This window comes from Nocardia abscessus, from assembly GCF_015477775.1.
In the GTDB taxonomy this organism is placed as follows: domain Bacteria; phylum Actinomycetota; class Actinomycetes; order Mycobacteriales; family Mycobacteriaceae; genus Nocardia; species Nocardia abscessus_A.
In genome coordinates this window covers 13,959-25,559 of record NZ_JADLQO010000008.1, presented here as the reverse complement: position 1 = coordinate 25,559, position 11,601 = coordinate 13,959, and the positions used below count along the sequence as shown (strand labels likewise).

General features: G+C 66.7%; 7 protein-coding genes. All 7 read right to left on the bottom strand.

The annotated features are described in order from the left end of the window. Window positions 1–30 precede the first annotated feature (30 nt). Window positions 31–342, bottom strand: a complete 312-nt coding sequence (locus IU450_RS20750; protein ID WP_195151417.1) for a hypothetical protein — start codon at window positions 340–342, stop codon at window positions 31–33. A gap of 411 nt (window positions 343–753) precedes the next feature. Further along, on the bottom strand, window positions 754–1,059 hold the full coding sequence (locus IU450_RS20745) for a hypothetical protein (RefSeq protein ID WP_195151416.1): 306 nt from the start codon (window positions 1,057–1,059) through the stop codon (window positions 754–756). A 42-nt stretch (window positions 1,060–1,101) separates the two neighbouring features. Next, complete coding sequence (locus tag IU450_RS20740) at window positions 1,102–1,410, bottom strand: WXG100 family type VII secretion target (RefSeq protein WP_195151415.1); 309 nt, start codon at window positions 1,408–1,410, stop codon at window positions 1,102–1,104. A gap of 458 nt (window positions 1,411–1,868) precedes the next feature. Continuing rightward, a complete protein-coding gene (gene eccCa / locus IU450_RS20735) occupies window positions 1,869–5,837 on the bottom strand; it encodes a type VII secretion protein EccCa (protein WP_324197748.1) in 3,969 nt (1,322 codons plus the stop codon). Window positions 5,838–5,875: 38 nt separating this feature from the next. Then, window positions 5,876–7,426, bottom strand: a complete 1,551-nt coding sequence (gene eccB, locus IU450_RS20730) for a type VII secretion protein EccB (RefSeq protein ID WP_195151413.1) — start codon at window positions 7,424–7,426, stop codon at window positions 5,876–5,878. A gap of 104 nt (window positions 7,427–7,530) precedes the next feature. After that, window positions 7,531–9,291, bottom strand: coding sequence for a type VII secretion AAA-ATPase EccA (eccA, locus tag IU450_RS20725; RefSeq protein ID WP_195151412.1), 1,761 nt, complete (start codon window positions 9,289–9,291; stop codon window positions 7,531–7,533). A gap of 616 nt (window positions 9,292–9,907) precedes the next feature. Beyond that, entirely contained in the window at window positions 9,908–11,575 is a 1,668-nt protein-coding gene (locus IU450_RS20720; protein WP_195151411.1) for a WXG100 family type VII secretion target, read from the bottom strand. Window positions 11,576–11,601 lie beyond the last annotated feature (26 nt).

Sequence of the window (11,601 nt, the reverse complement as noted above, 5' to 3'; positions counted from 1 at the left end):
CTTGTCAGCTTTCGCTCGCGCTGCCCGCGGCTAGAACGCGGCTACTCTGCTGAGCACCTGACCGCCGCCGGCCACGTCGCCGACCGCGAAGGCGGCGCCTACCTCTGGTAGGGCGACCGCGCCATCGCATCCCACGGCGACTCCCTTTGCCGTGGTGGGGAAGAACAACCCCGCTTGCTTGGCGCACGCGGTGGGAATGAGCGCGCTCACGTCATCGAGACCCGGCGGGGCCGGGACAGCGAGGGGAGCGGCCGCTCCGAGCATCAGCATCAGATCCTCCGCGCTGACGCCGAGCTGGGAAGCGATAACGGGGAGATGATCCCAATCGACAGCGAGATGCATGGACGTCTCCTAACAACCGGTACCCACTCTTGGCGAGTAGTACTTCGACATCGAGCGGTGCAATCAGAACGTTAAGCTATTCCCATCATTGGGAATGTCGAGTCGAACTCGCATTCACCCTGCGGGCCGCATCGTCGTCGCCCGCAGATTCCCGCCCCATACGAGTGGTGCGTCACGTGACACGAGTCCCCAGCACGTCTCACGCCCTCACCGAAACAGCATCCATGACATGCGATCGCCCTCGACGATGTCCGTGTGAACGAACTCGTCGAGGGCGACAGCGGGTATTTCTCAGGAGCTCGGCAGCGATCCGAGCGCCGCGACAGCGTTCGAATCGACCATCGCCGGACCGGCTCGTGTCACACCGGACGATCGGCCGGGACCGGGATGGCGATTCGAACCACGGAGTCGCTAGAGCCCGATCTGCGAGAACCGCATGGCCTGACCCTGGTCCACCACGCGGAACTGGCCGTCGATGCCGGACACGCCCTTGGTGGCCGCCTTCAGCGCCATCAGCGCCTCGTTGTACTCGGTGATCTGCTTATCGATGCGATCCTGCAGGTTACCGTTCTCCGAACCGGCGTCACCCTGGAAATACGTCTTCAGCAGCTGGGCCAGCGTATTCCGCTCCTCCTTGTCCACGGTCATGTCACTGAGCACCTTGTCGGTGCGAATGACCAAACCCTCGACGGCATCGTAATCGTTCTTCAAAGACATTTTCCGAAACCTTTTCCGTTGTTTTTCCGGTGCAGACCCGGCTCAGAAGTTGAGGTTGTACTTGTTGACCTGCGCCGCGTTGTCCTGGTCCTGGCTGTCGAAGCTCGCGCCGGAATTGTTCAGCGCGTCGACGATCTCCATGAAGGTCGCGTGCAGCTTTCCGCCCTTGTCGAGAGCTCCCTGCATCGCCTGCTGGATGGCGGTTCCGGTCGCGCCCTGGACAGCGGGCGCGTACTCCATCTTGACGCCCTCGAGAATACCCAGGTGGTTCTTGAAGGTGTCGGCGTGCATGAAGAACTTCTTGGCGGCGGAGTTGATATCGGACGGGTCGCCGGTGTAGCCGATGGGCATATCTGTTCCTATCCTATAAGGCGTTTACCTGGCCTCGGACGGGTTCGCCGAGGACGTTGACAGCGTGTGCGTCGGAATCGTCGATGCGCGACTCGGGCCATCGACGTCCTCGACCACACCGATTACAGGGGATTTCTCCAGTACCGGCACCTCCTGGCTTTCTCCGGGAACGAATGCCGCCGCCGAATCTCGGATATCCCGTCGTTCCGGTGGCGTCCCGTCTCAGGTGCAACGGCATCGCGCCGGCCGAGCTGTGCCCAGCGGAATCGCAGTGCCCCCCACCATCTTCCAGAGGTGTCCAGAAAGGGTCGGTCACGGCCTCCCGCACAACCGGCGGCGTGTTGCCGATATCCGGGAGTGCCATGATGAGACTCCAATCGAGCGTGACTACCAGCTCGGATCGAGCGGCTGCTAAGGAAAACGGTAATTTATTCCCAACCTTGGGACGGACACCGAAGTCACATCTGCTGGGGCACCCAGGCCACCTGGACGAGGTCCCGACGGGAACTCATGGGCTCCACGTAGATTCCCCGCCCCGGCGGCTGCTTGGTGGCGCGCACGTCGCTGATCAACACGCCGTCGAGCTTCGAGCCGTCCATGATCAGACCCGAGGAATTGAGGTTCTTCATCTGGCCGATCACGTTGTCGTACAACGCGGTATCCGCTTGCGCGATGTTGCGCGCCGCGATGACGTGCAAGCCGGTATCGCGACCGTCGACGAGAATTTCCTTCAGCGGCTCCAGCGGGTTCAGCGCGCCACGCTGCGCGATCATGTGATAGTCATCGATCACGACGAAGACCTCCGGCCCGGACCACCAGGACCGCTCCGCGAGCTGCCGGGTGGTCACGTTCTCCGGTGGGCGCCGCGAGCGCATCTTCTCCACCAGCGGCGGCAAGGCGTCGCGCACATCCCGCTCGTTGGTCACATGCCCGATGAGCATCTCCGGCGGCACGGTCTCCAAATGCCTGCGTCGGTAGTCGATCAGCAGCACGCGCGCCTGCGAGGGGTCGTACTGGCGTCGAATCGACTCCAGCAGCGCGGCCAAGGTGGTGGACTTCCCCGACCCGGTCGAGCCGAGCACGATGAAGTGCGTCGACACACTGAAATCGATCGTCGCCGGGCTCAAATCGGATTCCCGGAGACCGAACGGCACGACGAGACGCTGAGCGAGCGTTTGTGCCGCGGGCCAACCGGCGCGCACCTCGTCGATGCCCACTTGCGGAGGCAACAGTTTCACCTGCGGCGCGCGTCTGCCGGGATAGCGTTGTGCGACTTCGGCGCTCGCCGCGGCGAGGCCTTCCGGGGCCGAATCCGCCTCGCCCACCCCGTCGATGCGCGGCAACGCCGTGAGCATATGCAGGCCGTCGGTCGAGATGCAGCGACCGGGCCGATTGGCTGGGATCGCCGCGACCACATTGCGGTGGACGTTGAAGGTCGTGTCGGCCAGGTCGCCCAGACGCATCTCGATGCGAGTCTGCATCAGGTCCTTGATCGCGGGACGGATGGCGATCCAGCGTGAACTGGCTACCACCAAGTGGATGCCGTAGTTCAGGCCCTGCAGCGCGATGGATTCCATCACGGGGGTGTACTCGTCGTAGTACGGGCCGTTCGTGCCGAACCCCACGTCCCATCCGTCGATGACCAAGAAGACGTCGCCGTAGGGATCGCGGTCCAGCCAAGGCGGCCCGCCCGGGGCCTCGCGCAGCGTGCGGAACTTCCGGATCGAGTCGATCCCGAACTCGGCGAACATCGACTGTCTGCTCTCGAGCAGGTTCGTGATCAACGCGATGGTGCGCCGGATGCGGTCGCCGTCGCGGGCCGCGGCAACCGAGCCCACGTGCGGCAGGTTCGCCAACGCCGACAACCCGCCGCCGGAGAAGTCCAGGCAGTAGAACTGCACCTGCTCCGGGGTGTGGGTCAGCGCCGCGGACAGGATGAACGATTGCAGCGCGGTCGATTTACCGGACTGGGTACCGCCGACGATGGCCATGTGCCCACCCGCGCCGGACATGTCGACCGACCACACGTCCTGACGCTGCTGACGAGGCTTGTCGACCAGTGCCAACGGCATCTGCAACGCCCCCTGCGGCACCGCGCGGATCATCCGCTCCAGTGTGGGCGGCGTGACCAGCGGCGGAAGCCACATCTTGTGCGCGGGCTGCCCGTGCCGGGCCAACTGCTGCAACACCGCTTCCATCACGGTGATCGAATCGCCCTCGGCGGCCTCGGGCGTCGCCTGGACCGCCACCGGCTCGACCACCACGGGCCGGGTGTCGACGATATGGCCGGTGGTGAAGCGCTGCGGCGGCCGATATCCCCCGCCCGGCCGTCGGGCGCGCTGTGCGGAGGCCGCGGACACTTGCGCCGGGGGCGAGTACTTCTCACCCACGTACGCGGCCTGGAACCGCTGGAGATCACCGGAGCCGACCCGCAGGTATCCCGACCCTGGCTTCTTGGGCAGGTGGTAGGCGTCCGCGGTGCCGATCGCGTCGCGCGAGTCACTGGTCTGGTTGGTACGCAACGCGATCCGATAGGAAAGGTGCGCTTCCAGCTCGCCCATCCGGTTGGCCGGCACTTTCTGCGACGCGAGCAGCAAGTGAATGCGCAGCGATCGGCCCAATCGGCCGATGGCCACGAAGAGTTTCGAGAAGTTCGGGTACTGCTCGAGCAGTTCGGCGAACTCGTCGAGAATGATCAGGAGGGTGGGCAGCGGTCGCAGATCCGCGCCCTGCTCCCTGGCGCGCTCGTAGTCGGCCACGCTGGCGAAATTGCCCGCGTCGCGCAGGATCCGTTGCCGCCGCGCCATTTCACCGTTGATGACGTCTTCCATACGGGTGACGAGGTCGGCTTCTTCCTCCATGTTCGTCACCACGGCGGTCACGTGCGACAGCCGGTCGAACCCGAGGAATGTCGCGCCACCTTTGAAGTCGACGAGCAGCAGATTCAGCACGTCCGGGGAGTGTGTGGTCACCGCCGAAAGCACCAGGGTCCGCAGGAATTCCGACTTGCCCGATCCGGTGGCGCCGATGCACATGCCGTGCGGGCCCATGCCTTCTTCGGCCGATTCCTTGATGTCGAGGTAGGTGACGCTACCGGCCGGATCATGACCGAACGGGATGTTCAGTCGTGCCCGATCCTCGTCGCGCCGCCGGATCCACGCCTGCTCGACCCGGATCGCGCCGGGGTCGGCGATGCCGACCATCTCCTCCCACGACGTGCCGCCACTGGCCTGCTCGGCGGCCACCGCCTCCACCACCGTGGACAGCCGATACGGCGACAGACTGCGCGCCATCGCCGTCATCGCCGCCGTGGACAGCGTGTCGGCGACACCGACGCGACGCAGACCGCGCGGGGTCACCTCGTTCAGCGACCGGTCCTCGGTCACGGTGAAGCGCAGCGCACGGGGCAGGTTCTGCTCGGTGGCGCCCAGCCGCAACCAGGTGCAGCCATCGATGCCGGAGATGTCGCGGTCGCTCGCGGGCCCGCCGATGTCGACGATCAGCAGGTAGTGCGTCCGATCCAAGGTGGGCTGCGAATTCGCCGAGAACGGACCGCGATTGAGCCCGGCGAGCACCTTGGTGCGCAGCTCGGCGACGGTGCGATAGACCATCCGGCTGGAACCGATCGCGTCGGTCTCGTTGGGATGCTGGGTGTGCGGCAGCCATTTCAACCAGGACCACTCCGGCGCGTCCGGATCGGACAGCACCGCGGCGACCGCCACCTGGTCCGGACCATGCAGCACCGCTACCTCGGCGATCATCGCGCGGACCAGCCCCGCCACCAGTTGCGCTTCACCGTCGATGCCGACCTGCGGCGCCGACAGCAGATTGATCGCGACCGGCATGCCGCCGACCGTGGAATATGCCTTGGCGAACCGGGTCAGCTCGACGACGCCGACCGGGTCCAGATCCGACGTGGGCGCCGCTTCCGGGACGATCACGCGCACCTGATTGGCGATGCGGCCCCGTCCGACCCGTACCCGCAGGAACTGCGGACTCGCGACCTGCACTTCCCACATCCGCTTGCCGCCGATCAGCCGGGCGATCTCCTCGGGGCCGGGATGGGTATAGCGCAGGAAGGCATACAGTTCCGCTTCCGCTCCGTGCACCGTCTTGCGGTTGTCGGTGATACTGCGCAAGTAGTCCTTGCGTTCCTCGTTCAGGCTCGCCGCGCCGCCGCCGGAGTTGCCCGCGAACGCGCCGCCCATCATGCCGAACATCGACACCAGCATCATGGCGGGGAACATCAGCATCATCGGGTTCATGGCTCCGCCGCCGCGGAACATCATGACCATCATTCCGCACATGGCCGCCACCATGACCACGGGCATGATCATGCGCAGCCGTGACGCCGGGACCGGCTTGGGCAGCTCGGTCGGCGGTTGCAGCCGCAGCTCGGTCACGGCGGGGGCTTTGGGACCGCGCACCGTCCGAGCGGGTCGGACGAATCGACGAGTGGTGGTCACTACGAACCACCGAGCCCGGCGACGATCTTGTTGTTCGGGATGCCGTCGTGCTGAATGCGAGCTTCCTTCTGGGACAGAGCGGGACCGACCGCGAACAGCGAGATGATGTTCCACGGCGCCGGGACCGGGGTCCGCATCCCGAGCGAGGTCAAGGTGGGATCGCCGGTGGTGCCGGTGGGATCGGTGATGACGCCGTAGCGGACACCGCTGTCGGAGACCCAGTAGAACGCTTCCCGCAGCGGTGACCCCGGTTCGGCGCCGGTCACCTGCACGAAACGGCCGGTGTCACGCGGCAGATAGGCCGCGTCCGCGGTGGTGCCGCGCGAAGCGGCCGAGGTCACCAGGTCCACCGTCCGGCCCTGCTCCTCCTGTGTCAGCGGCAATTGCCTGCCCACCAGCAGTTCGGTGGCGGCGTTCGGGTCGTTTCCGGAGCGCGACCAGTGATAGCAGGTCACGCCGGACCGTTCGGGGTCGACCAGCCGGATGGGACGGGTGGGATAGGTCGCGGTGCCCGGCCACTGCCCTGGGCGCAGATTGGCCGCGATCACGTCGGGTCCGACAGTGCGGGTGGACACCGCGCCTTGGGAGTTCGCGTTGCGAACCATCGCCGCCAGGACGGAGCTGATCCGGACCAGGCCCGTCTGCGAGACGAGGTAGTACGAGACGCCCTGATCCGGCGTCGAGACGGTCAGCACCGACCCGACCGGCGTGGTGAATCCGTTGTTCAAGGTGATCGACTCGCCCGCGCCGGGTACGTCGGGCACCCGCAGCGGTGGCGCCTCGGGAATCGCGTTGACCAGGCCCTTGGATGCCGCCATCACCGGAGCGGTCGAATCGATGCCGAGCGCCATCGCCACCGCGGTGCTCGCGAGGTCGATCGCGGCACGCACCACGCCTTTCTCCGCGTCGGCGTACACCAGCCAGGTCGTGGACTCGTCGCGCAGCAGACGGGCCTCGCCGTCGCCCAGTTGGCGGATGGCGTCGCCGTCGACGGTGAGCGGACCGCCGATCGCCGTCGTCCGCACCGCGGAGCGACTCACCGTCGGCAGTCCGGTGGCGGGGTTCACCGGCGCCGCCGCACCAGTTCGCGCCGTGTCGCACACCGTCCACGAGGAGTCCCGCTCGCCGGTGTCGACGATGCTGCCGGGCGCACCGGGGATGCCGACCCACGGCCCGCGTGGATATTTCGACAACTCGTCCCGGGACACCTGCACCGGGTTGTCGGGAGATCCGACGATCAATCGAGCGGAGGTCAGGTTCAACGCCGGGAACAGCCGATTGTTCAGCCGCACGAACAACGCGCCGGTGTCCTTCTCCGCCACGATCTTCGACTCCCCGACCTTCTTGGCCGGTTTGAAGAACGCCAGCACTGCGGCGCCCGCGATGATCACGCACGCGAGCGCGATGCCGATGGACAGCGCCGTGGAACGACCACGCTGCGGGTCATCGATCATCGACGCGTCTCGACGGACCAGCGCATGCTCGATCCGGCGCAGCAGAAAACGCCAACCAGAGATCTGGTGTTTGGTCACAACCCGGAAGCGCGCCACCGGTTCTCGTTCCTTCCGCCGCCCTGCCGCCACACCGTAACCACCGGTTACGGCATGAATAAGACCCTGGTTCCCAGTACGGGGAATGCTGGGTCAGGGGACGCTCACACCCGCGCCGACGGCGCCAAACCCTCCAGCGCCGCGGTCACGTCGAACGCGTCGATGGTCATGAGCTCCTCGTCGCTCATCGCGGCGATGTCCGCGTTCTCCCTGGTGAAGCGGTAGTCACGCTCGGCCTCCGCGGCCTCGACCACGTTTCGCACGAAACGGCCGTTGCCTGCCAGGTCGATCAGGCGTCGGCCGTTCTTGCTCTGACCGGCCAGCTCCTCGCAGCGCAGGCGCAGCACCTCGCGCGCCTGCTCGGACAGGATCGAATCCTTCTTGCGCGCGATGTGATCGGCGATCTGCACCAGTTCGTCGGCGTCGTAGCTGGCGAAACGGATGCGCTTGGTGAACCGGGAGGCGAGGCCGTCGTTGGAGGCCAGGAACCGGTCGATCTGGTCCTCGTATCCCGCGATGATCACGACGAGCTTGTCGCGGTCGTTCTCCATCCGGGCCAGCAGCGTGTCGACCGCCTCTTTACCGAACGCGTCGCCGCCGGAAAGCCCTTCCTGGATCAGCGTGTACGCCTCATCGATGAACAGCACCCCGCCCAGCGCCGAGTCGATCAGCGCGTTCGTCTTCGGGGCCGTGTGGCCCAGGTGGGTGCCGACCATGTCGTTGCGGGAAACCTCGATGACCTCCGCGTTCTCCACGACACCCAGGCCGGCGAAGATCTTGGCGATCACGCGCGCGATGGTCGTCTTACCGGTACCGGGCGGACCGGAGAAGATCAGGTGCTGTGAACGCGAATCCACGGCGAGCCCGCGCTTGGCGCGCACCTGGTCCATCAGCACACCGGATTTGAGCCGGTCGACCTGTTCCTTGACCGAGTCCATGCCGATCTGCGCCTGCAGCAGGTCCGAAGCCTCCGAAAGCAGGCTCTCGCGTTCCGCGCGGGCCGCGGTGGCGGCCGCCTCACGCGGATCGTCACCGGTCTTGGGATCCCACTTGTTCGTGCGGGACGCGATGAGCTCCGCGGTGGCGACCTCGAATCGGTAGGACTTGTCCCGCACCGCGCGCTGCCATTCCTCGCGGTCGGGCCACAGCGCGGAGCCCTGCAGTCCGTTGAGGACCTTGTCGGCGGCGTCGTAATCGCCGTTGTGCCGCATCAGCATGCCGAGCAGGAAGTGCGCGTCGGCCCAGATGTAGGACAGATTGCCCGAGGAGCTGTCCTCGACGATCCGCTGCGCGCGCGGCATGGCTTCGCCGAAACGGCCCAGGTGCGCCAGCGACTGAGCGGTCATCAGCTCGGCGGCGATGTCCAGCAACCCGTCTTCCAGCACCGGCCGGGCGTTGCGCGCGGCGAGCACCTCCGGCCACTGCTTGGTCCGGAAGAACAGCGACATGCGCACGAAGTCGGCGACGTCGTCGCTGGGGACCTCGTCGAGAATGGCCGCGGCCTCTTGCCATTCGCCGCCTTCGGCGTACGAGCAGGCCTGAGCTATGGCGATCTGGTCACGATCGGCCATCGCGACGCGCAACCCGTACATGCCGATCTCGACCTGGCACCACAGAGCGCGGTCGACCAGGCCGGCCCGCTGCTGGTCGCGATAGAGGTTGTGCACCGAGCGGTAGGCGCCGTAGATCACCTCCGAGGTGACCTCTCCGGCCATGGCGCGCCCGAGCCAGGCATCACACATGTCCGGGTCGAGGTCGGTAGCGGCCCTAAACGCCGCCGCCGCGTGCTGCTCGTTGCGCACGCCACCGGCGACCAACCCAAGATTCTGAACACCCGTGTAGAACGCGTCCTCGGCCGCTGACACTCGGACTTCCCTTCCGCCGAACTAGCCTGCTCGAACGATAGATTCCGTCGGTCACGCCACGGACACGGATACTTCCCAGTAATGGGAAGTCGAGACAGCGTCACCAGGGGCGAGCTTCACCCTCCGGCCCCGGCAACCGACCGGCTCATCCTCGCAACCCGACTTCCCCACTCCCCGCCCACTCCACATACCAATTTTGAACGTACCGTCATGTAACGGTATGTTTACCTCGGGGTCGGCAATCATCCGCCCGCAGACGGCCCCTTCGGCGGCGGCTGGCCAGCCGCGATCCGGTCCCCCAGCCGCCGCGCAGCAGGTCACAGCCCATCCGAAAATTTCTTGCCGCTATTTAGGTGCACACTATTGAACGTTCCGACAGAAGAGGGTACTGTCTGAACACAGATCGCCGGTCCCTCATCCCGACGATCTGAACCCAATAAAGCAACGGCCGGTGGCACCGGCAGGCCACCGGCCGTTGTGGGGGTACGAAACCCTAGGCATTCAAGCAGCCACCGTAGTGTGATTACGTCTACCACTGTTGCCACATCGACTCAGCGACCCATTCCCCGTCATTGGGAATGGGTCTTTTTGCGCTTCCCTACTGCGCACCGCTCGATCAGCCGCGCGCCCCGGGCGGGTGCATGCGATCGGATGGCGGGGCAGTAACCCCGGACGGTGCCTTCGCGTCGGCCAGCCCGGCGTTCTCGGCGCCGCCCGCTTCGGCCTCTTTCTCCGGGATCACGTGCACTGGCGGCCGACCGGCGGAGGGAGCGTGCACCGCGGCGGGAACGTCCCGGGTGCGGCGGGCCTTGCTCCACGGCGTGACCGCGGGCCGAGGCACTTTCGGAGGGTTCTTCGCCGGACGTTCGGCGGCCTCGAGCGGCAGCGGACTCCGTGGAGCCGGTTGCCCGCCGACGCGTCCCCAAGGGGTGCCCGCCGCTCCGGGGCTCTGCTGGGCCAGAGGCGCGACGCCCGATGGAGCGCCTGAAACCGAACCGTCGACCGGCAGATGGCCTGCGGCCGAGGGCGAATCGAGCGCCGAGCCCGTCCGGTGCGCCTCGGCGTCATACGCCGGCCCCACCGAAGCGGTGACCGCCGCATCCCGCGCCGCCACGGTTCCTGCCTCGGACGCGGCATGCGCGGACACCGGACGCGGAGTCCCGAGTCCCGCGGATCGTTCTGCCGCACCCAGGTCCGGGCTGTTGGGGACCGCCCCCGAGAGCGGAGCGCTCCTCGCCGGCTCCGAGATCGAACTCCGGTGTTCCGCCCCGACCTGCGGAACCGACGGTTCCGCGATGCCGCCCCGCGCACTCGAGTCGGCTGCGTTTCCGCTTCGATCGGCCTGCTTTTCGCCGGTATCGACTGCGTTCGCCCTCACCGGGACGCGGGCATCGTGGGTGCTGTCTCCGGCAATGCCACTCGGCCCCATCGGCACGTTCGGACCGAAGCGTGACTCGGAAGTCCCAGGGGGCCGCAACGAGGACTCCGCCGTCGGCGCGGCGGGACCGACAGGCGGCCGGACGCCCGTCGCGGTGGTGTCGGCCGCGGCGGGGTAGGTGTCGTCGAATCGCGATGCTGTCGTGAAATCGAGTTTCGCGACGTTCTCGGCGAAGTTCGCCGCGTGCTGCATGATGTCGTCGGCGTGATCATCGAGCACCTTCGCGAAGCGCTGCACCTCGTTCGAGTCGATGTGCAAGGCCCGGGTTCCGCTCGACGGCGGAACGTCGAGCGCGTCGCGGGCGGCGTCGTAGACGATTCCGTCGACCATGTCTGCGATGGCCTGTTCGAGCGGCTCGATCGCCTTGCCGATGACTTCGGCGACGATGTAGCCGACCAGGTATTGCAACATCTGCTCGCACAGCCGCCGCGCCGCGGCCGCCACCAAGGGCGCGGAGGGCGCGAGCGGCGGCGTCAGCATGATCGCGGTGTAGGACGAGGCCAGCGCGGCGAGTTCGGCCAGCACGGCGACCTTCACCATGGTGATCACCGTGGCCGCCACCTCGAGTGCCTGCCCCACGATCTCGCACGCGCTCTCGAGCTGCCGCATGTGGGTGGAGCTCATTCTCGCCCAGGTGGCCACCAGCTGCTGGTAGGACTCACCCGAGTAGAAGGCGCCCAGCTGATCTATCGCGCCGGTCGCCGAATCGTGCGTGTCCTGCACCTGGGCGGCGAAAGTGCGCACATGTCCGGCGAGGGCGCGCACATCGTCCTCGTTGATGTCCGGGTAGGGAATGCCGCAGAGGTTGAGGAAGAGCGCGACCTCGCTGGGAATGTCTACGGCCACGCTGTGATCCTCTGCCCCGCCACCGC

What these genes read in the sequence shown, in the direction of transcription:
- IU450_RS20750 (WP_195151417.1), bottom strand. Translation starts at nt 342, where the DNA reads ATGCATCTCGCTGTCGATTGGGATCATCTCCCCGTTATCGCTTCCCAG.
- IU450_RS20745 (WP_195151416.1), bottom strand. Translation starts at nt 1,059, where the DNA reads ATGTCTTTGAAGAACGATTACGATGCCGTCGAGGGTTTGGTCATTCGC.
- IU450_RS20740 (WP_195151415.1), bottom strand. Translation starts at nt 1,410, where the DNA reads ATGCCCATCGGCTACACCGGCGACCCGTCCGATATCAACTCCGCCGCC.